This window comes from Rhodoferax ferrireducens (assembly GCF_003347515.1).
Lineage (GTDB): Bacteria > Pseudomonadota > Gammaproteobacteria > Burkholderiales > Burkholderiaceae_C > Rhodoferax.
Genome location: NZ_QEII01000236.1, coordinates 161,038 through 184,406, shown reverse-complemented (window position 1 = coordinate 184,406; position 23,369 = coordinate 161,038). Strand labels below are relative to the sequence as shown.

General features: G+C 60.2%; 23 protein-coding genes. 7 read left to right on the top strand and 16 right to left on the bottom strand.

Annotated features, from left to right (window positions below; translation table 11 throughout):
* Positions 1-62: 62 nt before the first annotated feature.
* Both C5P05_RS06575 and C5P05_RS06570 read right to left on the bottom strand, forming a co-directional pair.
* Positions 63-551, bottom strand: coding sequence for a DUF1854 domain-containing protein (locus tag C5P05_RS06575; RefSeq protein ID WP_114969046.1), 489 nt, complete (start codon positions 549-551; stop codon positions 63-65).
* Positions 548-2,848 carry an ABC transporter ATP-binding protein gene (locus C5P05_RS06570; RefSeq protein ID WP_114969045.1) on the bottom strand — a complete coding sequence of 767 codons (2,301 nt, stop codon included), beginning with the start codon at positions 2,846-2,848 and terminating at the stop codon, positions 548-550. The genes C5P05_RS06575 and C5P05_RS06570 overlap by 4 nt, the downstream gene beginning before the upstream one ends.
* Positions 2,849-3,060: 212 nt before the next feature.
* Between C5P05_RS06570 and cphA (C5P05_RS06565) the strand changes: the two genes are divergently transcribed.
* Positions 3,061-5,253, top strand: a complete 2,193-nt coding sequence (gene cphA / locus C5P05_RS06565) for a cyanophycin synthetase (RefSeq protein WP_114969044.1) — start codon at positions 3,061-3,063, stop codon at positions 5,251-5,253.
* Between the two features lie 4 nt (positions 5,254-5,257).
* Positions 5,258-7,834 carry a cyanophycin synthetase gene (gene cphA, locus C5P05_RS06560; RefSeq protein WP_114969043.1) on the top strand — a complete coding sequence of 859 codons (2,577 nt, stop codon included), beginning with the start codon at positions 5,258-5,260 and terminating at the stop codon, positions 7,832-7,834.
* Between the two features lie 38 nt (positions 7,835-7,872).
* Here cphA (C5P05_RS06560) and C5P05_RS06555 read toward each other — a convergent pair whose 3' ends face one another.
* The 4 genes from C5P05_RS06555 to C5P05_RS06540 all read right to left on the bottom strand — a co-directional run bounded on the left by C5P05_RS06555 (position 7,873) and on the right by C5P05_RS06540 (position 10,231).
* Positions 7,873-8,898, bottom strand: a complete 1,026-nt coding sequence (locus tag C5P05_RS06555; RefSeq protein ID WP_114969042.1) for an NAD(P)H-dependent glycerol-3-phosphate dehydrogenase — start codon at positions 8,896-8,898, stop codon at positions 7,873-7,875.
* Between the two features lie 52 nt (positions 8,899-8,950).
* Entirely contained in the window at positions 8,951-9,418 is a 468-nt protein-coding gene (gene secB, locus C5P05_RS06550; protein WP_114969041.1) for a protein-export chaperone SecB, read from the bottom strand.
* A gap of 140 nt (positions 9,419-9,558) precedes the next feature.
* Entirely contained in the window at positions 9,559-9,822 is a 264-nt protein-coding gene (gene grxC / locus C5P05_RS06545) for a glutaredoxin 3 (protein ID WP_114969040.1), read from the bottom strand.
* 1 nt (position 9,823) lies between these two features.
* Positions 9,824-10,231, bottom strand: coding sequence for a rhodanese-like domain-containing protein (locus C5P05_RS06540; protein WP_114969039.1), 408 nt, complete (start codon positions 10,229-10,231; stop codon positions 9,824-9,826).
* Between the two features lie 161 nt (positions 10,232-10,392).
* On the opposite strand from C5P05_RS06540, the gene gpmA reads away from it, so the two are divergent.
* The 3 genes from gpmA (at position 10,393) to C5P05_RS06525 (ending at position 13,447) form a co-directional block, all read left to right on the top strand.
* Positions 10,393-11,136: a 2,3-diphosphoglycerate-dependent phosphoglycerate mutase gene (gene gpmA / locus C5P05_RS06535; RefSeq protein ID WP_114969038.1), complete on the top strand. Its 744-nt coding sequence runs from the start codon at positions 10,393-10,395 to the stop codon at positions 11,134-11,136.
* 75 nt (positions 11,137-11,211) lie between these two features.
* Positions 11,212-12,684: a S41 family peptidase gene (locus tag C5P05_RS06530; RefSeq protein ID WP_114969037.1), complete on the top strand. Its 1,473-nt coding sequence runs from the start codon at positions 11,212-11,214 to the stop codon at positions 12,682-12,684.
* Positions 12,685-12,694: 10 nt separating this feature from the next.
* Entirely contained in the window at positions 12,695-13,447 is a 753-nt protein-coding gene (locus tag C5P05_RS06525) for a HesA/MoeB/ThiF family protein (RefSeq protein WP_114969036.1), read from the top strand.
* Between the two features lie 15 nt (positions 13,448-13,462).
* Here C5P05_RS06525 and C5P05_RS06520 read toward each other — a convergent pair whose 3' ends face one another.
* Positions 13,463-13,987 (bottom strand): thermonuclease family protein, encoded by a 525-nt coding sequence (locus C5P05_RS06520; RefSeq protein ID WP_114969124.1) that lies wholly within the window; start codon positions 13,985-13,987, stop codon positions 13,463-13,465.
* Between the two features lie 202 nt (positions 13,988-14,189).
* Between C5P05_RS06520 and C5P05_RS06515 the strand changes: the two genes are divergently transcribed.
* Both C5P05_RS06515 and C5P05_RS06510 read left to right on the top strand, forming a co-directional pair.
* The gene (locus C5P05_RS06515) at positions 14,190-14,960 is read left to right on the top strand and encodes a GGDEF domain-containing protein (RefSeq protein ID WP_114969123.1); all 771 of its coding nucleotides are present in this window, start codon (positions 14,190-14,192) and stop codon (positions 14,958-14,960) included.
* Between the two features lie 2 nt (positions 14,961-14,962).
* Positions 14,963-15,799: a MinD/ParA family protein gene (locus C5P05_RS06510; protein WP_114969035.1), complete on the top strand. Its 837-nt coding sequence runs from the start codon at positions 14,963-14,965 to the stop codon at positions 15,797-15,799.
* Positions 15,800-15,820: 21 nt separating this feature from the next.
* Here C5P05_RS06510 and C5P05_RS06505 read toward each other — a convergent pair whose 3' ends face one another.
* The 9 genes from C5P05_RS06505 to C5P05_RS06465 all read right to left on the bottom strand — a co-directional run bounded on the left by C5P05_RS06505 (position 15,821) and on the right by C5P05_RS06465 (position 23,362).
* Complete coding sequence (locus C5P05_RS06505) at positions 15,821-16,663, bottom strand: DUF429 domain-containing protein (RefSeq protein ID WP_114969122.1); 843 nt, start codon at positions 16,661-16,663, stop codon at positions 15,821-15,823.
* Between the two features lie 61 nt (positions 16,664-16,724).
* Positions 16,725-17,147 (bottom strand): BLUF domain-containing protein, encoded by a 423-nt coding sequence (locus C5P05_RS06500; protein WP_114969034.1) that lies wholly within the window; start codon positions 17,145-17,147, stop codon positions 16,725-16,727.
* 2 nt (positions 17,148-17,149) lie between these two features.
* Complete coding sequence (gene folE, locus C5P05_RS06495; RefSeq protein WP_114969033.1) at positions 17,150-17,875, bottom strand: GTP cyclohydrolase I; 726 nt, start codon at positions 17,873-17,875, stop codon at positions 17,150-17,152.
* A 78-nt stretch (positions 17,876-17,953) separates the two neighbouring features.
* Entirely contained in the window at positions 17,954-19,189 is a 1,236-nt protein-coding gene (gene clsB / locus C5P05_RS06490; RefSeq protein ID WP_114969032.1) for a cardiolipin synthase ClsB, read from the bottom strand.
* A gap of 12 nt (positions 19,190-19,201) precedes the next feature.
* Positions 19,202-19,936, bottom strand: a complete 735-nt coding sequence (locus tag C5P05_RS06485) for an endonuclease/exonuclease/phosphatase family protein (RefSeq protein WP_114969031.1) — start codon at positions 19,934-19,936, stop codon at positions 19,202-19,204.
* On the bottom strand, positions 19,933-20,412 hold the full coding sequence (gene nudB / locus C5P05_RS06480) for a dihydroneopterin triphosphate diphosphatase (RefSeq protein ID WP_198674648.1): 480 nt from the start codon (positions 20,410-20,412) through the stop codon (positions 19,933-19,935). The genes C5P05_RS06485 and nudB overlap by 4 nt, the downstream gene beginning before the upstream one ends.
* Before the next feature lie 75 nt (positions 20,413-20,487).
* The gene (gene aspS, locus C5P05_RS06475; protein ID WP_114969029.1) at positions 20,488-22,302 is read right to left on the bottom strand and encodes an aspartate--tRNA ligase; all 1,815 of its coding nucleotides are present in this window, start codon (positions 22,300-22,302) and stop codon (positions 20,488-20,490) included.
* A 48-nt stretch (positions 22,303-22,350) separates the two neighbouring features.
* Positions 22,351-22,998, bottom strand: a complete 648-nt coding sequence (locus C5P05_RS06470; RefSeq protein ID WP_114969028.1) for a DUF502 domain-containing protein — start codon at positions 22,996-22,998, stop codon at positions 22,351-22,353.
* Positions 22,999-23,020: 22 nt separating this feature from the next.
* On the bottom strand, positions 23,021-23,362 hold the full coding sequence (locus tag C5P05_RS06465; protein ID WP_114969027.1) for an FmdB family zinc ribbon protein: 342 nt from the start codon (positions 23,360-23,362) through the stop codon (positions 23,021-23,023).
* Positions 23,363-23,369 lie beyond the last annotated feature (7 nt).

Genomic DNA, 23,369 nt, shown 5'->3' with positions numbered 1-23,369 from the left:
TGAGGTTGCTATAAAATAAATAGCTACTTACGCATATAGAACGAGGGCTAGAGGCCTATTTCTTATAAAAATCGGTCCAGAATCCTGCGGCTGTCCTTGTTCAGGTTCGACTTGTCGCGAATCAGGAACTGGATGCCGTGCGAGTCCGTCACCAGCAGGATGGTGGGGCCGACGCGGCGAATGTCTTCATCACCGCGCAGCACGAAGCGGGTGTCGCCGCGGTCGGTCTGGACATGCCAGGTACAAGGCGTGGAAAAGCTGGTGACACTCGCAATATTCTCAATTTCAGGCATGAATTCGCGCGACTCCAGCTCTTCCCGGATCAGGCGCTGGATCGGGTCGGGCAGCTCATGCAGGCAATCGACCCACGCCACTTCGTGGCCATCGGTATGCACCATGCCAATACCCTCCTCCGGTGACTGGATGGGGAAAGCCCGCACCGGCACCACGCCCTCAAAAACCTCACCCGCAGACGTGGTCAAAACCAGCCGCCCGAAGGCATTTCGAGTCAGCTGAAAAGTCGTTGTTGCCATGGCAGAAGTCGCGTTCATTTGTCGTCTTTCACGTTACTGACCCTGACAATGCTTCTTCTATCGTCGTCCATGTCCACGTCCATGTTGCGCGCCTGCGCCTGGTAGAGGTTGAAGTAGGCGCCTTCGCGCGCCATGAGGTCGTCGTGCGTGCCCACCTCCACGATGTGGCCCCGGTCCAGCACCACCAGCCGGTTGGCGCGGTGCAGGGTGGACAGCCTGTGGGCAATAGCAATGGTGGTGCGGCCCTGCACCAGATTTTCCAGCGCCTTCTGGATTTCTTTCTCGGTCTCGGAATCCACCGAGGACGTTGCTTCATCCAGGATCAGGATGCGCGGATTGATCAGCAGCGCGCGGGCGATCGAGATGCGCTGGCGCTCACCGCCGGACAAGCCCTGGCCGCGCTCACCCACCATTGAGTCATAGCCCTGCGGCAGGCGCAGAATAAATTCATGCGCATGCGCGGCGCGCGCCGCCGCAATGATGTCGGCCTGGCCGGCGTGCGGCTTGCCGTAAGCGATGTTCTCGGCAATCGTGCCGAAGAAAAGGAAAGGTTCCTGCAGCACCAGCCCGATGTTGCGGCGGTAGTCGGCGATGGGGAAGGAGCGGACATCAACGCCATCGACACGGATCGAGCCTTCCGTCACATCGTAAAAGCGGCAGATCAGGTTCACCAGTGTGCTCTTGCCGGAACCGCTGTGGCCGACCAGGCCGATCATCTCGCCCGGCTCGATGACGAGATTGATGCCCTTGTTGACTTCGCGGTTGCCGTAGCGAAAACTCACTTCCGACAATTCGATGCGGCCTTCGACGCGGTCCAGCTTCACCGGCTGCGTTGGCTCGGGCACGCTGGAGACGTGGTCCAGGATGTCAAAAATGCGTTTCGCCGCCGAGGCCGATTTCTCGGTCACCGACACGATGCGGCTCATGGAGTCGAGCCGGCCATAGAAACGGCTGATGTAGGCAATGAAGGCCATCAGCACGCCGACCGTGATTTCGGCTTTGGACACCAGCCAGATGCCAAACGCCCACACCACCAGCAGCCCCAGCTCGGTGAGCAGGGAAACGCTGGGCGAGAACAGAGACCAGATCTTGTTGATCTTGTCGTTCACCGCCAGATTGTGTTTATTGGCCTCGCGAAAGCGCGCCGCCTCGCGCTTTTCCTGCGCAAAGGCCTTGACCACGCGCACACCGGGAATGGTGTCGGCCAGCACGCTGGTGACTTCGGACCAGACCCGGTCGATTTTCTCGAACCCTGTTTGCAGCCGGAAGCGCACGGCATGAATCATCCACACGATGAAGGGCAGCGGCACCAGGGTGACCAGCGCCAGCCAGGGGTTGATGGAGAACAGAATCACCGCCGTCATCAGCAGCATCAGGATGTCGGAGGCAAAGTCGAGCAAATGCAGCGACAGGAACACGCAAATGCGGTCACTTTCGCTACCAATGCGCGACATCAGGTCGCCGGTACGCTTGCCGCCAAAGTATTCCAGCGACATGCGCAGCAAGTGCTCGTAGGTGGAGGTGCGCAGATCGGCCCCGATGCGCTCGGAAACCAGGGCCAGGATGTAGGTCTTGGCCCAGGACAACCCCCAGGCCAGCAGCGCCGCGCCGAACAGGCCCGAGAGATACAGCGCCACCAGCATCGGGTCGATGTGCTGGCCGTTTTGAAACGGGATCAGCACCTCGTCCATCAAGGGCATGGCCAGATAAGGTGGAACCAGACTGGCCGCCGTGCCCAAGAGCGTCAGGATAAAACCGGCGAGCAACTGGCCGGAATAGGGTTTGGCAAAGCGCCACAGCCGAAGCAGCGTCCAGGTCGACGGCGGCGTGTGGATGACTTTGGTGCAAATTGGGCACTCATCTTGATCGGGCTCCAGCGGCGCCTTGCAGCTCGGGCAGCGGCGACGGTCCGGCAGGGCCGCAGGCTGACCGGTGACCTGGCTTTCCAGGTGAATCTGGAATTGATCCAGCAGCCGGATCGCGTGCAGGTTGCGCCCAAGGGTGAAACGCCAGGTCGCCAGGCGGCCCTGTGCATCATGGAGTTCCAGATGCCCCACGCCGGCGTGGTCGTGGTGCTTGAGTGTCAGATTGGGGCGGTAGGCCCAGGCGGTCCACGCCGCATCCGGCGCGCGGCTTAACAGGCGCAGGTTCGTGACCAGCACCAAACCTTTGACAAAACAAAGTTTGGTGTCGAGGTCAACCTCCAGCGCGGCTAAAACGTTCTCCCCTGTTTGGAGCTGCGCCCGGACTTCCGGGCGCCAATCCGCCGCGATGTCGTTCAACAATGTATCTGAAGCATGGATTTCGTTTGTCATTTAGGCCAGTTGATTCTGCGGGTTTGCATGCGGATTTACGGCCGTAAGCCGAGCCAGGGTCGCTTGCAGAACTGCAATAGACTTAACGGTATTACGATCAGCGCCGACTATTTGAAGTGATTATTACGTGCCGACCGTACCGGTAACCTGGGTATGTTCGCACGAACCAGAGATTCGCCCGCAGTGTTTGATTGCCAAACTTGTTTAAATTCATGACGACGAAGAACATTCAATTGCTGCGGGTTACCCATCTGCGCGGCCCCAATATCTGGACTTACCGTCCGGTCATCGAAGCCTGGGTCGATATCGGCGCACTGGAAGACCATCCCTCCAACACTATTCCGGGATTTTATGAGCGTTTGAGCGAGCTGCTGCCCGGCCTGGCAGAACACCGCTGCGGCGTTGGTGAACGCGGCGGCTTTTTGCTGCGCGTGCGCGTTGGCACCTGGGCCGGCCATATTCTGGAACATGTGGTGCTGGAACTGCAAAATCTGGCCGGCATGCGCACCGGCTTTGGCAAGGCCCGCCAGACCTCGGTTCGCGGTGTGTACAAGGTGGCCTTCCGGACCCGGCAGGAACAGGTCGGCCGTGCCGCGCTGGTTGCCGCCCTGGATCTGGTGATGGCCGCCATGGAGAACCGTCCCTATGACCTCACGGCCACGATCGCCAAATTGCATGACATGGTCGACGCCTTGTGTCTGGGGCCCAGCACCGCGCATATCGTCGAAGCCGCCACCGAGCGCGGCATTCCCCACCTGCGTCTGACCGATGGCAATCTGGTGCAACTCGGCCATGGCGCCAGCCAGCGTCGCATCTGGACGGCTGAAACTGACCAGACCAGCGCCATTGCCGAAGAAATTGCCAGCGACAAGGACTTGACCAAGTCCCTGCTGCAGTCCTGTGGCGTACCCGTTCCACAAGGGCGCCTGGTCAAGACCGCCGAAGAAGCCTGGGAGGCAGCGCAGGACATCGGACTGCCGGTCGCGATCAAGCCTTATGACGGCAACCACGGGCGTGGCGTGTCACTGGATCTGAACAACCGCAAGGATATCGAGGCGGCATTTCAGCTCGCCCAGCGCAAGGGCGGTGGCAGCGTCATCGTCGAGCAGTTCATCAACGGCAACGAGCATCGGCTGTTGGTGGTTGGCAAACAAGTCGTGGCGGCGGCGCGGGGCGAAACGGCCTGGGTCACCGGGGACGGCCAGTCCAACATCATTGAACTGGTCGATAAACAGATCAACATCGACCCGCGACGCGGCACGGGTGAGGATGCCCCGCTGAACGCCCTGGCGCCGCATGAGGGCGCGGAAATCATTCTGGAGCTGGAGCGCCAGGGTTTCACCGCCTACTCGGTGCCCGCCAGCGGTGAAAAAGTCCTGATCCAGCGCAATGGCAACGTCGCCTTCGATGTGTCCGACAAGGTCCACCCCAGTATTGCCGCAGCGGCGGCCCTGGCCGCGCGCGTCGTGGGCCTCGATATTGCGGGCGTTGATCTGGTGCTGGAGGACATCACGCGGCCTTTGTCAGAGCAACGTGGCGCCGTGATCGAGGTCAATGCCAGCCCTGGCCTGCTGGCCCACCTGAAGCCAGCCGACGGCCAGCCCCGTCCGATTGGCAAGGCCATCATTGAACACCTGTTCAGTGCTGAGCAGAATGAGCGCACGGACGGCAAGGTTCAAGGCCGCATTCCGGTGGTCGGCGTCACCGGGACGCAAAACACCACCCGGATTGCGCGGCTGATCGCCTGGCTGCTGCACATCAGTGGCAAGCAGGTCGGCCTGGCCTGCCGAGACGGCTTCTATCTGGGTGCCCGTCAGGTCGATGCCCATGACAGCACGCATTGGGACGCCGGCCAACGCATTCTCATCAACCGCACTGTCGATGCGGCGGTGTTCGAGCACAGCAGCCGGATGATCCTGAGCGAAGGTCTGGCGTACGACAAGTGCACGGTCGGTGTGGTGACGGATGTCAGCGGCTTTGAGTCACTGGCCGAGTTCTATATTGATGACATTGACAGGCTCTACAACGTGGTGCGCACGCAGGTCGACGTGATCCTGCCCCACGGAACCGCCGTGCTCAATGCCGCCGACCCTCTGGTGGTGGAAATGGCACCGCTCTGCGATGGCAAGGTGATTTTTTACGCGCTGGATTCCCAGCTCGAAGCCATCACGATCCACCGTACGCATGGCGAGCGCGTGCTCTTCGTACGGGACGGGAAGATCGTTCTGGCCCAGGGCATGGACGAAGTGGCCTTGATTCCTCTTGCCGCCATGAAGCCGGCCAAGTCGGAAAAGCCGGACATGGTGATGGCCGCCGTGGCCGCTGCCTGGGCTTTGGGCGTCACCCCCGATTTGATCATGGCCGGCCTGCGCACCTTTGAGTCAGATCCCAAGAAGAATTATTGAGACTATGGACATATCACGCATCCGCGCCCTGCGCGGCCCCAACCTGTGGAGCAATCACACCGCCATTGAGGCGATCGTGAACTGCACACCTGCGGAGTGCGCGATCAGCACGCGCAACGGATTCGAGGGTCGTCTGCGGGCCCGCTTTCCTGAACTCAGCCCGCTGCAGCCAACCGGACATGACGACACGGTGCCCATGGCCCATGTGCTCGAACTGGCCGCACTGGACCTGCAGGCCCAGGCCGGCTGCCCGGTGACCTTCAGCCGCACGACGGCCACCACCGAAGCGGGCGTCTACCAGGTGGTCGTGGAATATTCAGAGGAAGCGGTTGGCCGTCTGGCACTGGAGCTAGCCGCAAGCTTGTGCCTGGCAGCTCAAAACGACACGCCCTTCGAGCTGCAGCAGGCGCTGGAGCAGCTGCGCGAGCTCGACGAGGATGTACGCCTGGGGCCAAGCACGGGGGCCATCGTCAAAGCGGCGGTCGCGCGCAACATTCCCTACCGTCGCATGACCGATGGCAGCATGATCATGTTCGGCTGGGGCAGCAAACAGCGCCGGATCCAGGCGGCCGAAATGGACGTGACCGGTGCCATTGCTGAAGCCATTGCCCAGGACAAGCAACTCACCAAGAAGCTGCTGGCGGCGGCCGGCGTGCCGGTTCCGCTCGGTCGCGAGGTGGATACGCCCGAAGATGCGTGGACCGCCGCCTGTGAAGTCGGTCTGCCCGTCGTGATCAAGCCCAAGGATGGCAATCAGGGCAAGGGCGTGACGGTCAATATCACGTCTCACGAGCAACTGCAGGCGGCCTACAAAGCCGCCGCCGAGTTCGGCAATGACATCCTGGTCGAACGCTACATTCCCGGCAACGACTTTCGCCTGCTGGTGGTCGGCAACAAGCTGGTGGCCGCGGCACGGCGTGACCCGCCCCATGTCGTAGGCGACGGCAGCCACAGCATTCACGAACTGGTGGAACAAGTCAACAAGGACCCGCGCCGTGGCTCAGGACACGCCACCTCCCTCACCAAGATCCGCTTCGACGAGATTGCCCTGGCTTGCCTGACCGGCCAGGGTTTGCACGCCGGATCGGTGCCCCCCAAGGGCCAACGCGTCACGCTGCGCCACAACGCCAATCTATCGACCGGCGGTTCGGCCACCGATGTCACTGACAGCGTCCATCCGGAAGTGGCGGCACGCGCCGTGGCGGCCGCGCAGATGGTGGGGCTGGATATTTGCGGCGTGGACATGGTCTGCAACAGCATCCTGCACCCGCTCGAAGAACAGGGCGGCGGCGTGGTCGAGGTCAATGCCGCGCCCGGTCTGCGCATGCACCTGTCCCCTTCCTACGGCAAGGGGCGTCCGGTGGGCGAGGCGATCATCGCCAGCATGTTCGGCAAGCAGGAAAACGGTCGCATTCCGCTGGTGGCGGTGACGGGCACCAACGGCAAGACCACCACGGTGCGCCTGATCTCCCACCTGCTGGCCCAGAGCGGCCTGCGCGTAGGCATGACCAATACCGATGGCGTCTACATTGCCGGCCAGCGCATCGACACTGGCGACTGCAGCGGCCCCCGCAGCGCACGCAATGTATTGCAGCACCCCGACGTGGACGCCGCCGTACTAGAGACCGCGCGCGGCGGCATGCTGCGCGAAGGCCTGGCCTTCGACCGTTGCGACGTGGCCGTCGTCACCAATGTCGGCAGCGGCGACCACCTGGGCCTGAACTACATCACGACGGTCGAGGATCTTGCCGTGCTCAAGCGCGTGATCGTGCAGAACATCGCCCCTGACGGTGTGGCCGTGCTCAATGCGGCTGACGAAATCGTGGCGTCCATGGCCAAACACTGTCATGGCTCAATCACCTTTTTTGCCACCGACCGGAACCATCCGGTCATGGCCACCCATCTGGCTCAGGGGCGCCGCGTTGTCTTTATCGAAGACGGCTGCCTGGTCGCCGCCCAGGGTGCGGTGCGGCACAGGGTGCCCTTGTCCGGCGTACCCATCACCCGTCAAGGCACTATCGGCTTCCAGGTGGAAAACGTCATGGCCTCGGTGGCTGCGGCCTGGGGCCTGGGGCTGGACTGGGACATCTTGCAGCAGGGATTGGCCAGTTTTGTCAACGACAGCGACAACGCCTTGGGCCGCTTCAATGTGTTCAGCTACCGGGGCGCCACCGTCATTGCCGACTACGGTCACAACCCGGATGCCATTGCCGCTCTGGTTCAAGCGGTGGAGAGCATGCCCGCCCAACGCCGCTCGGTGGTGATCAGCGGCGCCGGTGACCGGCGCGATGAGGACATCCGTCAGCAAACCGAAATCCTGGGTCACGCCTTTGACGAAGTGGTGCTGTACCAGGATCAGTGTCAGCGCGGCCGCGCCGATGGCGAGGTGCTGGCGCTGCTGCGCGATGGACTCACCGCCGCCACGCGCACCAAGACCATCCGCGAGATTCAGGGTGAGTTCCTGGCCATTGACACGGCCATGAACACCTTGGGCGAGGGCGACCTGTGCCTGATTCTGGTGGATCAGGTGGAGGAGGCGCTGGCCCACATCGCGGCACGGATTGAAAGAAACCAGGACTGAGGATTGTGGTCGGGAGCACAAGCGGCTCCCGCCGGCGCCTAAGCCAGTTCGTTCGCCGGGTCGCGGCCCATGAGGGCGGCCACCGCGTGCTCAGGTCTGATTTGCCCATCCAGCAAAGCCACCACCGCCTGCGCAATCGGCATTTCCACCCCCAGACCCTGTGCCCGCTGCACCACGGTGCGGGCGGAGTAAACCCCTTCGGCCACATGGCCTAGCGACGCCACCGCCTGCTGCAAGCTCTGGCCTTGGGCCAGCGCCAGACCGACCTGCCGGTTGCGGGACAAATCGCCGGTGGCCGTGAGCACCAGGTCGCCCAGCCCGCTCAGACCCATGAAGGTGTCAGATTTGGCGCCCAAGGCCAGGCCCAGACGCGTCATCTCGGCCAGACCGCGGGTAATCAGGGCCGCCCGGGCATTGAGGCCCAGATTCAGGCCGTCACACAAGCCAGTGGCAATGGCCAGCACATTCTTGACCGCACCGCCCACCTCGACGCCAACGATGTCCTCATTGGCATAGACCCGCAGTGTCGGACTGTGAAAAGCCGCCACCAAGGCCTCACGCACCGCCGCATGGGTGCTGGCGGCCACCAGAGCCGTCGGTTGACCCCGCGCGACTTCCAGCGCAAAGCTGGGGCCGCTGAGTACGCCAGCTATCAAATCAGGAGCCACTTGCGCTTGTACTTCATGGGCTAGCAGTCCATAAGATGCTGTAGTAGCGGCTTCAAAGCCCTTGCACAACCAGGCCACCGGCATGCGGCAGTTGCTTAAGTGCGCCAACATGCCGCGCAGGCCCGCCATTGGCGTGGCGACAATAAGCAGATCAGCCCCGGCCACGAAACGGCCGAACTGCGCCGGGTCGTCCAGGCTGACGGCACTGACACCGAGCGCAGGCGGCAATGAGATACCGGGCAAGTAACGCACATTTTCACGCTGCGACTGCATGGCTGACGCCTGTCCGGCATCACGTGCCCACAGCGTCACGGTGTGCTGTGCCAGCAGGTTGCGGCCCGCGTTAACCGCCAGCGCCGTGCCCCAGGCACCCGCGCCAAGTACTACTATTTTCATAGCATGTTACGCAATGAATACGGGGGCTAGAGGACTAAAACGTTCTAACTTCTTACTGAACGAGAGTACTCGTCTCAACGTCAGCGGTGGCCGCCGCCTGCTGCTGTTGCTGCTCATACATGGCCTGGAAGTTGATTTCCGACAGGTGCACGGGCGGAAAACCACCACGCTGGATCAGGTCGGCCACGTTGCCCCGCAGGTAGGGGTAAACGATTTGCGGGCAAGCGATGCCCATGATCTGGCTCATCTGCTCTTGCGGCAAATTGCGGATCTCGAAAATACCGGCTTGCGTGACTTCCACCAGGAACACGGTTTTTTCCTTGATCTTGGTCTGCACCGTGGCCGTGACCGTCACTTCAAAAATGCCTTCGGCCACGGGCGCGGCGTTCACGCCCAGCTGGATGTCCACCGTGGGGGATTCCTGCTCCAGCAGGATGGCGGGCGAGTTAGGCTGCTCCAGGGATGCCTCCTTGAGGTAGACGCGCTGGATTTGGAAAACGGGTTCTTGTTGCTCGGACATGAAATTTCCTTAAATTTGTTGAGGACAGCGCGGGCTCAGCAATCGCTGGCTGCGGCCTGTCCCGCAAGATTTCAATTAAAAATAAAGCCCGCTCAGGTATCTCTTGAGCGGGCACGCAATCGGGAACGTGGAAGATTATCTCAGGTGGCCGCGTTCAGTAAGGGCATCAGGCCGCCGTGCCCGTCCAGCGCCACCAGATCGTCACAGCCGCCCACATGCGTCTGGCCAATGAAAATCTGGGGCACGGTGCGTCGACCCGTGATCTCCATCATCGTCATGCGGTGGTGGGGATCGGTATCGATGCGGATTTCTTCAATCTGCTCGACGCCCCTGGCCTTGAGAATCTGCTTGGCCCGAACGCAGTAAGGACAGACTGCGGTGGTGTACATCTTGACGGCTTGCATATCAGGCTTTTTCGACCGGCAGGTTGGCCTTTGTCCACGCGCCCATGCCACCACCCAGAGACTGGGCCTGTTCATATCCCAGCTTTTTGGCAATACTCACCGCACGACCCGAACGGGCGCCCGACTTGCACACCAGAATGACGGGCAGCGCCTTGTTCTTCACCGCAGCGGGCAACTTCTGTTCAAGTTGGCTGAGCGGAATGTTTTTTGCACCACCCACATGCCCGGCCGCAAACTCATTGGGCTCGCACACATCGATGACCACCGCTTTTTCGCGGTTGATCAGCTGAACTGCAGCTTCAGCGGTCAATGAGCCCCCGGTTGCGCCCTTGAGAATAGGCCAAAACAGCATGCCCGCAGAGGCCAGGGCGACGGACATGATCATCCAGTTATCGAGAATAAACTTCACTTTTTTCCTTTGTTAAATTCCTGAAATCTTGCGAGACGGACTGCCACTAACGACCATGCGCCAGGACCGTCCCCAGCCGATTCCACACTCATTTTAGAATGGAGGGCTGCGCAGCGCATTCAGTCTTCGTTTTACCCCGGCTCGGACCCTTTCAAACCACCATGCACAAACTAGTTCTAATCCGCCACGGCGAATCCACCTGGAACCTTGACAACCGTTTTACCGGTTGGACCGACGTCGACTTGACGCCTGCCGGCATTGAGCAGGCCAAAAACTCCGGGCATCTGCTCAAGGCCGAAGGCTATGAGTTTGATATCGCCTACACCAGCGTGCTCAAGCGTGCCACCCGCACCCTGTGGCATGTGCTGGACGAAATGGACCGGACCTGGCTGCCAGTAGTCAATAGTTGGCGGCTCAATGAGCGCCACTACGGCGCCCTGCAAGGCCTCAACAAAGGCGAGACGGCCAAGAAATACGGCGATGAGCAAGTACTGGTGTGGCGGCGCAGCTACGACACCCCACCACCCGCGCTGGACGCCACAGACCCGCGCAGCGAACGGGGCGACCCGCGCTACGCCAAACTGCAGCCCGAGCAAATCCCGCTGACCGAATGCCTGAAAGACACGGTCGCGCGGGTCATGCCGTTCTGGAACGAAGCGCTGGCACCGGCCCTCAAAGCTGGCAAACGCGTGGTGGTGGCGGCACACGGCAACTCCATCCGGGCGCTGGTGAAATACCTGGACAACATCTCTGACAACGACATCGTGGGCCTGAACATCCCCAACGGCATTCCACTGGTGTACGAGCTGGACGACGACCTTAAACCCATCCGCCATTACTACCTGGGCGACGCGGAAGCCGCCGCCGCTGCCGCTGCGGCCGTGGCATCCCAAGGTAAAGCGTAGGTAAATAGGGAACCATCCTGTCGAAAAATCCTCCAAACGTGTATATTGACCAATTGGATTGGTAGAGGACTATTTATGGCTCAGAAATTGAAAATTGCAGGCTGGATTTCGGTGGGCGTTGTCGCTGGCGCCTTGACCACTGTTTCCCTCCAGACCGTAGCGCGTGGCACGCTGGCACCCTTGCCGCTGGAGGAGTTGCAGCAACTGGCCGCCGTGTTTGGCATGGTCAAAAGCAATTACGTTGAGCCGGTCAATGACAAAAAACTCATCACCGACGCCATTGCCGGCATGGTGGCGGGTCTTGATCCGCATTCCGTCTACCTCGATAAAAAAGCACTCAAGGATTTCAACGAAGGTACAACCGGTAAGTTCGTCGGCGTTGGCATCGAAATCTCTCAGGAAGATGGCGTGATCAAGGTGGTGTCGCCCATCGAAGGCTCACCCGCTTTTCGGGCTGGCATCAAACCCAACGATTTGATCGTCAAGATCGATGACACCCCGGTCAAGGGCCTGCCGCTGAGTGAAGGCGTCAAGCGCATGCGCGGCGAGCCCAATACCAAGGTGGTGCTTACCATTTTCCGCAAGGCCGAGAATCGCACCTTCCCGGTCCCGATTACCCGCGAGGAAATTCGTACCCAGTCTGTGCGCAGCAAGGTGGTTGAACCCGGCTATGCCTGGGTCCGCCTGAGCCAGTTCCAGGAGCGCACGGTCGAAGACTTTTCGCGCAAGGTCGAAGAAATTTACAAGCAGGAGCCGCAACTCAAGGGCTTGGTGCTGGACCTGCGCAACGACCCGGGTGGTTACCTGGACGCCGCCGTGGCGATTTCGGCGGCATTCTTACCGGAGAACGTCACCGTGGTGTCGGCCAATGGCCAGTTGCCCGACAGCAAGTTCACGTACAAGGCATCGCCTTCGTTTTACCAACGTCGCGGTGGCTCCGATCCCCTGAAGCACCTGCAGGAAGTCACCAAAGGGGCGCTGAAAACCGTACCTCTGGTGGTGCTGGTCAATGAAGGCTCCGCCTCCGCCAGCGAAATCGTGGCCGGTGCATTGCAGGACCACCATCGCGCCAAGCTGCTGGGCAACCAGACCTTCGGCAAGGGCTCCGTGCAAACCGCGGTTTGTCTTGATCCCTCCTTCCGCATGGACAACTGCCCAAGCGCTGGCCTGAAGCTCACCACCAGCCGTTACTACACGCCCAGCGGTAAATCCATCCAAGCCAAAGGTATCGTGCCCGACGTCATGGTGGACGAAACGGAAGAAGGCAATCTGTTTGCCGCACTGCGCACCCGTGAGGCGGACCTGGAAAAACACCTGAACAATGGCCAGGGAGAAGAAAAGAAAGATGCAGCCCGCGAAAAAGCCCGGGAAGAAGCCCGGGTCAGGCTGGAGGAAGAACTCAAGAAGCCGCTGGCCGACCGCAAGATTCCTGAGTTTGGGTCGGACAAGGATTTCCAGCTGATCCAGGCCATCAACCAGCTCAAAGGTCGCACCGTCATGGTCAGCAAGACCATGGTTGAACGCCCGGAAGAAAAGAAGGAAGACTAAAAGTCTTCTGATGAAGGACGACCAGCTCCTGCGTTACTCGCGCCATATCCTGCTCGATGAGATCGGGATTGAAGGTCAGGCGCAAATTCTGGGCAGCCACGCCCTGATCGTGGGCGCTGGTGGTTTGGGATCACCGGTCGCGCTTTATCTGGGGTCTGCGGGTGTCGGGCGTATCACAGTAGTGGACCATGACACGGTGGACATGACCAATTTGCAGCGGCAAATTGCCCACACCATGGCCCGCGTCGGCCAGCCCAAGGTCTTGTCAGCCCAGACAGCCATTGGCGCCATCAACCCCGAAGTGCAGGTGACCCCCATCATTGCTCGCGCCGATGCCGCGCTGCTGGACAAGCTGGTGGCGCAGGCTGATGTGGTGCTGGACTGTTGCGACAATTTCGCCACCCGCCATGCCATCAATGCCGCGTGCGTGAGGCACCGCAAACCGCTGGTGTCTGGGGCCGCCATTCGCTTCGATGGCCAGGTTTGTGTCTACGACCCACGCGACCCAGATTCGCCCTGCTATGCCTGCGTGTTCCCGCCCGATACCACCTTTGAAGAAACCCGCTGCGCGACCATGGGCGTTTTCGCGCCCCTCGTGGGCATCATCGGCGCCCTGCAGGCAGCCGAGGCGCTCAAGTTGATCTGCGGCGCTGGCCGCCCGCTAACGGGCCGTTTGCTGATGCTCGATGGCCGCGCCATGGAGTTCACCGAGGTGGGCATCGGGCGCCAAGCCAGTTGCGTCGTCTGCGGCACCGCGCACTAACACTGCCTTCCGGGGTCATCGTCTCATTGCGTGGCACGTTCCATGTCGCTGGCGAAAATCGCGCGGCAACTCAGGTTGACCGACAGCGAACAGGCCACGGCGAGATTGCCGAGCGCGAGTTTCCTCGGATGCATAGGGCCCAGCACTGCGGCGGTAGTGGTAGGACCAGGCATAACCCTTGAGCACCATCCAGGCACCGATGTCCTCGCCACCCAAGGTGACGCGTCCCAATACACGGCCGTAACTATCACGGGCGCGTGTCCCGACTAACACAGACTGATGCAATAGACGCGCGGCCAGCGCATCGCGCGACTGTGGACCGAAGTCCTGACAAATCTCCGGTGCGTCAATGCCCTGGAAGCGCACCTTGCGCGGCTCCCCACCGGAAACCGGGCGCACCCACAACGTGTCGCCATCGGAGATGTGCGTGACCACACCCTGAAAGCTGCGCGCCTGCGCCGAACCGCCCCACAGCAGCACCAACAGGAAAATGGAACAAAGACGGGGATTCAGATAAGTCACCTGACAACAACGCACCATGGCGCCGTCCCGATGACCGGTGCACCGGGCGACGCGCTGGAGGCCACCCTCACACGGAAACTGAAGTGCACCCAAAACCACTTCATAACGTGATTAATGCGTGGAAATAACCATGGAACTCCATCGAAGTCGAAAAACGTTCCTGTTAGACTCAATTCGTCAAACCTCCAGTTATCCCGTGATTACCAAGGCTGTATCTTCCATGATCGATATGCGTGATTTGCGCTTGGACGACGCACGTGCGCTGCTGGAGCATGATCCTACATGTCACCTGCCCGAACCGGAAGAGTCCCTGACGGTCTATATGCAAAGTGTCATAGACAATCTGTGTGAACTTTCGCTGAAAGACCCCCTGACAGGCTTGGCAAATCGACGCCATTTCCGCAATGTGCTGGCCCGCGAAATTGATGCGGTGGCCCGTTCCGGTGATTCTGCGCTGCTGTTGATGATGGACATTGACCATTTCAAGAAGGTCAATGACAACTATGGCCATTTGGCGGGCGACCGGGTGCTGCAGGCCATTGCCAACTGCCTGGCAAGCTGCATGCGACCGATGGACACGGTGGCCCGCTACGGTGGCGAAGAGTTCGCCGCGATTCTGCCCAACTGTCCGCCCTCGTTTGGGAAAATCGTGGCAGAACGAATCCGCGAAGCTGTGGGGAGCCTCTCCATTTCCGTGCCCCCCCTGGTCAGCATCCAGGTGACGCTCAGTATTGGGGGGGCCTATGCGCCTGAGTGGGTCCGCTCAACGACAGCCTTGTGGAGCGATCGGGCCGACATCCAGCTCTATCGCGCCAAGACCGAGGGTCGCAACCGCGTTTGTATCGAGCCGCAACGGGAGATCGCCGTGAGTGCGGAAGAAAAAAGCATGTTGTTCGGCCACCTGTCAATAGGTGACCCGGCCTGGCTTGAAAGTGCGTCCAGTGACGCGTCCGTCGGTGCAGCAGACAGCGCAATGAATAAAGTGAACTGAAAATGAGCGATGTCCTGAACCCTCCACTCGACAATGTGGCACCCGTCGCAGTACCCCTTAAACCGCTGGGCAAAGTGCTGGCCGTCACCAGCGGCAAAGGCGGCGTCGGCAAGACCTTTGTCTCGGCCAATCTGGCAGCAGCACTGGCCAAACGCGGCCACCGGGTTCTGGTACTGGACGCTGATCTGGGGCTGGCCAACCTGGATGTGGTGCTGAACCTTTATCCCAAAGTGACTCTGCACGATGTATTCACCGGAAAAGCGAAACTCGAAGAAGCCATTGTCCGGGCTCCGGGCGGTTTCTCCGTTTTGCTGGCCGGCTCCGGCATGGTTGAGTACTCGCGCCTGACCCCCGAAGTTCGCGACGATTTTCTGCGCATCATGAGTGGGCTGGTGCCGCATTACGACATCGTATTGCTGGATACCGGTGCCGGCATCTCTGATGTGGTCCTTTTCGCGGTGTCGCTGGCTTCGGAGGTTCTGGTGGTGGCCACCCCCGAACCCACCTCACTGACAGATGCCTATGCCACCATCAAGGTGCTGGTCGGCCAGCAAAAGCGGCAAAATATTCGCATGGTGGTCAACCAGACGGCACGTCTGGGGGATGGCCGGGCCATCACGACGCAATTACAGCAAGTGCTGGACCGCTTTGTGGTCACTGAACCGGGGCGCCCGATCCGCTTGATCCATCTGGGTGACATCCCCTCCGACCCCTCGGTACGTCAGGCGATCATGCGTCGCCAATTGCTGATGCTGTCCACACCCGGATGCCCAGCCGCCATGGCGATTTCCCAGTTGGCCGTCAAGCTGGAAGACACCCTCATCAGGCGCCCGGCATAAACGTTTGCCGCGTTGAAATCATCAAGCCGTGACAATCCAGCCCTCCAGCGGATCCATGTTGTCGGGCAAACCATAACGCGCATCACCTTCGCGTTGCCGGGATTGCGCCCAGGCCGCCTGCATCAGACACAGCACGGCATCCAGCGAGTCACCGCTGGCGTCATCCACCAATACGTCGCGCTGCGCATGGGTCAGCTTGAGCCGCAAACCCAGGCGGGTCTGACCATGCTCCAGCGCCGTGATCAGGTCTTTGCGGGCAATCAGGCGCTCTGGTGTCTGGCGCGCTTTGTCGTCACTCTTGTAGCTTCGCTTCTCCAGCACTTCGCGCGCCAGCAAACCCGGATAGGCTTCCAAGGCGACCCGACACGCTTGGCCCTCCCTGTCTACATCGAGCGGATCGCCGGCATGCAGGCCGACCAAATGCACCCCCGCCTGAAGTAACAGGGGTACGCCAGCGTGCAGCATGTAGGCCACCGGCGGGTTGACCCATTTCATGGAGGGACTGGACCCCGCGGGCAAGTCTGTTGACCTGTGTGCGAATTTGCCGCCCACGGGCCGCAAATTGCAAAAAGCGGCAAAGGTACTGCGAATTTGCGCCCGGCTCAGCGTGGCGTAATGCCGGATACAAGCTTCCCAATGTGTGGGCCAACCCAATGTTTCCACCAATTCGCGCGGCAACCCGAACGGCAAATCAAAGCCACCCACCCAGCAAAGCGGTTGCTGCAACCACTGTGCAAAGGCCTCCAGCGACTCCAGTTGCTCTAGTTTTGATAGCTGAACCCGCCCGGCAGTCAAGGACCCGAGGGCTATAACAATCGGTTTTTTGCGGGAAGGACGACTTGAAAAGTCACAGCCCACGAGCACCGGCCCCACCCCGGACTCACCCCGGCACGGCTCGTTCAGCAACGCGGAAGCTGACAAATTCTCAGGCGCGGCCAATGATGCTGGCGGTCGCCATCAACTCTTCCAGCAGCGCGAGGGACACGCTGCCCGACACCGAATAGGGATCAAGCTCCGGTTTTTCGGCGTACTTGAGCAAAATGGAAGCGTTGATCTTGGACATGTTGACTTGTCCCATGGTCCAGCCGCCGAAATGACGTTCGGAAATTTCTTCGTAATGCAGCAGCACCACGTCCTTGTGGCGAGGATCTCTCTGGATGTGGCCATACAGCTCGCTCACGGCCATGCGCCCGCCTTCGATGGCTTGAAGAAAAATGCCACCGCCATAACAAAGAATGCCGGTGATGCCACACTCCGGATTGTGCAGGCGCGACTGGGTCAGAATCGCCTCGATGGCATTGGGACTGGTGTCGACTGCACGGCTGGCGTAAAGCAAACGTACCAACATGATCAGCCTTTCTTGGGTATCAGTGAGAGAAATTCACGGCGCAAATTGGGGTCTTTGAGAAAGCTGCCCCGCATGACCGAATTGATCATCTTGCTGTCCATGTCCTTGACGCCGCGCCAGCCCATGCAGAAATGGGTCGCTTCCATCACAATGGCCAAGCCGTCCGGCTGGGTTTTTTCCTGAATCAGGTCTGCCAGCTGAACCACTGCTTCCTCCTGAATTTGCGGCCGGCCCATGACCCACTCCGCCAGCCGCGCGTACTTGGACAAGCCAATCACGTTCGTGTGTTCATTGGGCAGCACGCCAATCCAGATCTGGCCGATCACTGGACAGAGGTGGTGGCTGCAGGCGCTACGCACCGTGATAGGACCGACGATCATCAGCTCATTGAGGTGCTCGGCGTTGGGAAACTCGGTGATGGGTGGGGCGCTGACGTAGCGGCCGCGAAACACCTCATTGAGGTACATCTTGGCCACGCGGCGGGCGGTCTTGTCGGTGTTGTGATCGCGATCGGTGTCAATGACCAGGCTGCTCAGCACGCCTTTCATCTTGTCTTCGACCTCGTCGAGCAACTTCTCGAGTTCACCGGGCTCGATGAAGTCGGCAATGTTGTCGTTGGCATTGAAGCGTTTGCGCGCCGCCATCAGACGTTCCCGGATTTTGACGGAGACGGGAGTGCCCTCATCGGCATCGCTTGAGATCATGGTGCTTTGACTTTTCATTAACATGAAAGAATGGTACCAGCGTTTCAGTTAAAGGGTTTTTGGCCTGTGACCCTCGCCAAATGAGCGTCGTCAGCTATAAATTTAATAGCGCTTTCCATGCAGAAACAGCAGGACGCGCATCACACCCAAGGCGACGCGGTCCAGAAAGCGCTGGCGCCACGGTCGGTTGGCGTACGCCGCCGGGTCCACACGAACACCGCCATGCGCCATGGCGTGCACCAGCCGCGCACGCAAATCCTGCGCGAAAGCCACATCCTCCACCACCACGTTGGCCTCACGTGCCAGCAGCAGACTCAAAGGATCTAAATTGGAAGAACCCACTGTGGCCCAATGGCCGTCGATCACCGCGACCTTGGCGTGGAGAAAGCTGACGGAGTACTCGTGAATTTCCACGCCTGCTGCCAGGAGCGCGCCGTACACGGGTCGGGCCGCGTGGTATTGCATGAAATACTCATAGCGCCCCTGCAGCAACAAGCGCACCCGCACCCCGCGCAACGCAGCGAGAATCAGGCCCTTGCGCAGTTTGCGGCCGGGAACAAAATAGGCATTGGCAATGATGATCTCATCAACTGCGGTGCCAATGGCTTTTCGGTAGCTGCGTTCGATCCGGGAGCGGTTGCGCACGTTGTCGCGCAACACCAGTTCAGCATGGGTGTCATGCACCAACGCATCGTGCTGCAGCGTTCCGGCACTCCCGTCAGATTCAGTGCCGGAACGGGCCTGCAAAGACAGCGCGACCGCCTCTTGCAGTGCCTGCCAGGCGGCCTTGAAATGACTCTGCCGCACGGTCCGGGCCGCCTGCAAACGCCACCAGAATTGTGCCGTGGCCTCATGCACCGCCTGCACCAGCGGGCCTGTCACACGCACGGCGAAGTCAAAGCGGGGGGCATCTAGAGCACCGTGGTTGGGGTCAAAATAATCGTCCAATACGTTGATGCCGCCGCAAAAGGCCACTGTGCCATCGACCACACACAGCTTTCGGTGCAAACGGCGCCAACGGCTGGGAATAAAAACCCCCAGTCGCCCCAGCGGCGAAAAAATACGCCACTCAACGCCCGCTTTATTGAAGCGGTTTTTCCACTCCGCTGGAATGCGGGGCGTGCCCACGCCGTCCATCACCAAATACACCGCCACGCCGCGTTGTGCCGCTCGCTCCAGCGCCACAGCCACCTGTACCCCGGACGCTTCCACATTGAAGATATAGGTCTCGATCCGGATTTCATGCACGCTGCTGTCAATGGCATTGTTTAGCGCCTGGAAAAACGCCTGCCCGCCCTGCAGCAACTGGACCTGATGACCGGATCGGGTCTGTGACATGGATGGGCGTGGCTAAACCGGCAGGCCGAACTCGGCGATCAATGGCAGATGGTCAGACATGCGCCACCAGATGCGCCCTCGGGGCACATGAACACTCAGTGGGGTCAGGCCTCGGGCATACACATAGTCCAGCTGCACCAAGGGCATCCGGGCGGGGAACGTGGGGTTGTTTTCCCCCTTGAATGCTCTTAAGTTCGTCGCATACAGCGCACGCTGTACGAGGGCGCCCCAGTCATTGAAGTCGCCAGCCACCAGTAGCGGCGCCGTCAGCGGGACTTCACGTTCGATAAAGCGCTGCAACTGCGCCACCTGGCGGGCACGGCTGGACCGGATCAGCCCCAGGTGAACCACGACCACGTGCACGGCCTGCCCATGCACCATCACCTCCACGTGCAGGAGACCACGCTGCTCAAAGCGGTGATCCGAGATGTCTTCGTGCTGGTGCGCCACCACGGGCCAGCGCGACAAGACGGCATTGCCGTGCTCGCCATGCCGGGTGATAGCGTTGGTCTGGTACACCGCTTCGTAGCCTTCGGGGGCCAAAAAATCGGCCTGCGACAACTCCGGCCAGCGTGTGAAGTGGCGCTCCTCGTTGCGATTGAGCTTGCGCACCTCCTGCAGACACACGACGTCCGCATCGAGCTGCTCGACCGCGTGACCCAGATTGTGTATTTCCAGCCGGCGCTGTGGCCCGATGCCTTGCACGCCCTTGTGGATGTTGTAGGTGGCCACGCGAACGATATTCATACTTGCACCTTCAATGCCGCCAACCGGGGCAACATCAAAATAGCCTCCGCGTTGGATGGTGAAAAACAGGCCTGGGCGGCTTGGCGAAACGGCAGCCACTGGTAAGCCGTATGTTCACGCGGGCTCAGGCAAACGTCAAGAACGGCTGGCACCTTCAAACCAAACAGATGCTCGGTATTGCGTGTCACACCCGGCGCATAGCGATGGCGCCAACGCGAATAAATGTCGTACACGTTTTCAAGCTGCCAATCCAACAGACTGTGTTCCAGCGACGTTCCGGGTCCGCAGTCAATACCGGTTTCCTCCTGCACCTCACGCACCGCCGTTTGCGCGAAGGGTTCATCCAAAACATCTTTGCTGCCCGTGACCGATTGCCAGAAGTCGGCCGCATCGGCTCTCTTGATCAGAAGCACATCCAGCGCCGGCGTGTAAATCACCACCAGGACGGATTCGGGAATTTTGTAAGCAATGGACATGAAGGCGAGCGATAAAAAAAGGGCGCTTGACAAGCGCCCATTCATTCTGCCTGAAGCCTCCCGGTCAGGACTTGATCAAACTGCTTTGCTCAGTTCGGTTGGGCGCAGCCTGATGTGCAGTTCGCGCAGCTGTTTTTCATCCACCGTGCTCGGCGCCTGCGTCAGCAGGCACTGGGCACGCTGGGTCTTGGGGAAGGCAATTACGTCGCGAATCGACTCGGCGCCGGTCATGAGCGTGACAATGCGGTCCAGACCGAAGGCCAGACCACCATGGGGTGGTGCGCCATATTGCAGGGCGTCAAGCAAAAAGCCGAACTTGTCCTGCGCTTCTTCGGGCGTGATTTTCAAGGCATCAAACACTTTCTGCTGAACGTCGGCACGGTGGATACGCACCGAACCGCCGCCCATTTCCCAGCCGTTGAGCACCATGTCGTAGCCTTGGGAAATACATTTCTCCGGGGCGGTGACCATCCAGTCCTCATGGCCCTCTTTGGGCGCCGTGAACGGATGGTGCACGGCGGTGAAACGCTGCGACTCTTCGTCGAACTCGAACATCGGAAAGTCAACCACCCACAGCGGGCGCCAGGCCTTTTCGAACAATGCGTTCTTCTTGCCAAACTCGCTGTGGCCAATCTTGATGCGCAACGCGCCGATGGCGTCATTGACGATTTTTTCCTTGTCCGCGCCAAAGAAAATCAGGTCACCGTCCTGCGCGCCGGTGCGGGCCAGCACTTCGGCCAGCGCCTTGTCGTGAATGTTCTTGACGATGGGGCTTTGCATGCCCTCGCGGCCCTTGGCCAGGTCATTCACCTTGATGTAGGCCAGGCCCTTGGCGCCGTAAATCTTGACGAACTCGGCGTAGGCATCAATCTCACCGCGGCTCAGGCCACCCACTTCCCGGGCGCCGCCGGGGATGCGCAGACCCACCACGCGGCCGCCCTTCATGGTGGCGGCGCCGGAGAATACCTTGAAGTCCACATCCGTCATGACGTCGGTCAGCTCGGTGAACTCCAGCTTGACGCGCAGATCAGGTTTGTCCGAGCCGTAACGGTGCGCGGCCTCCTGGAAGGTCATGACCGGGAATTCGCCCAGATCGACGTTCAGGGTGTTCTTGAAAACGGTGGTGATCATGCCCTGGAACATGTCGCGGATTTCCTGCTCGCTAAGGAACGAGGTCTCAATATCAATCTGCGTGAATTCGGGCTGGCGGTCAGCCCGCAGGTCTTCGTCGCGGAAGCACTTGGTGATCTGGTAATAACGGTCGTAACCGGCCACCATCAATAGCTGCTTGAACAACTGGGGACTTTGCGGCAAGGCAAAAAAGTGCCCCTCATGCACCCGGCTGGGCACCAGGTAGTCGCGCGCACCTTCGGGCGTGGACTTGCCCAGCATCGGGGTCTCGATGTCAATGAAGCCGTTGGCATCCAGGAACTTGCGCACTTCCATGGACACGCGGTAACGCAGCATCAGGTTGTTTTGCATGTAGGGACGGCGCAGGTCCAGCACCCGGTGGGTCAGGCGCGTGGTTTCGCTCAGGTTTTCATCGTCCAGCTGGAACGGTGGCGTGACCGACGGGTTGAGCACGGTCAACTCGTGACACAGCACCTCGATCTTGCCACTCTTGAGGTTGTCGTTGATGGTGCCGTCCGGGCGGGCGCGCACCAGGCCCTTGACCTGGATACAGAACTCGTTGCGCAGGCCCTCGGCGGTTTTGAACATGTCGGCCCGATCCGGATCGCACACCACCTGCACATAACCTTCGCGATCCCGAATGTCGACAAATATCACGCCGCCATGGTCACGACGACGGTTGACCCAACCACACAAGGTAACGGTTTCGCCCAACAGGGCTTCGGTCACAAGACCGCAATAGTGGGAGCGCATGGCCATAGACAGCTTTCAGAGCCCGCCCTGAGGGGCGGCACAGGTTATCAAAAATTATTTGGAAGAAATGCCAACGGCAGAGGACGGAGCGACAGAGCCCATGGAAATGACATAGGTCAAAGCCTCATCCACACTCATGTTCAATTCGATGACTTCGGCACGCGGCAGCATCAGGAAAAATCCGCTGGTCGGGTTCGGCGTGGTGGGTACATAGACACTCACCAAATCCGGCCCCAGATGCCCTGCCACCTCGCCGCCCGGTGTGCCGGTCTGGAAAGCGATGGTCCAGACACCAGCACGTGGATACTGGACCAGCATGGCGGTGCGAAACGCGTTGCCATTGCTGGAAAAAAGCGTATCCGACACTTTTTTCACACTGTTGTAAATCGACTTGAAGACCGGAATCCGGGTGAAAATCTTGCCCCACTGGCTGAGCCACCAGCGGCCCGCCACATTGGAAACCAGCGCGCCTGTCACCAGCAAGGCGGAGAAAACCAGAATCACGCCCAAACCGGGAATGTGACGCAGTTGTTCAATCAGGTCGCCGGTCGAAGCCGGCGTCAGCGCGGAAAGCCCTGTCAAAAATCCGCCAAAAATGGCATCCAGCAGACCCACCAACCACAACAACACCCAGATGGTGAGGGTCAATGGCAACCAGGCCAAGAGGCCGGTGAGCAGGTACTTCTTGATTGGCACAGTCATTCCAGATTGGTTTCAGTAAAGGTCAATGACAAGCACAAGAGCCGCCGCAGCCGCCCGAGGCAGAAGGCGGTTCCGACTCCGTTTTTGTCGCAGAGCTCTCACTGGGCTTGGCGCCCGCCGCATCCTTTGACGCCGTCTCAGCGCTGGGGGCACTGGAAGAAGCGGTGGCAGGAGCCGAGGTTCCGCCCTTGAAGTCAGTGGCGTACCAACCAGAACCTTTTAGCTGAAAGCCGGCTGCCGTCAACTGTTTCTTGAAGGCGGAGGTGCCGCAGGACGGGCAATCAGTCAGCAGGGGGTCCGACATTTTTTGCAATACATCCTTGGCAAACCCGCAGGACTCGCATTTATAGGCGTAAATAGGCATGGAAATA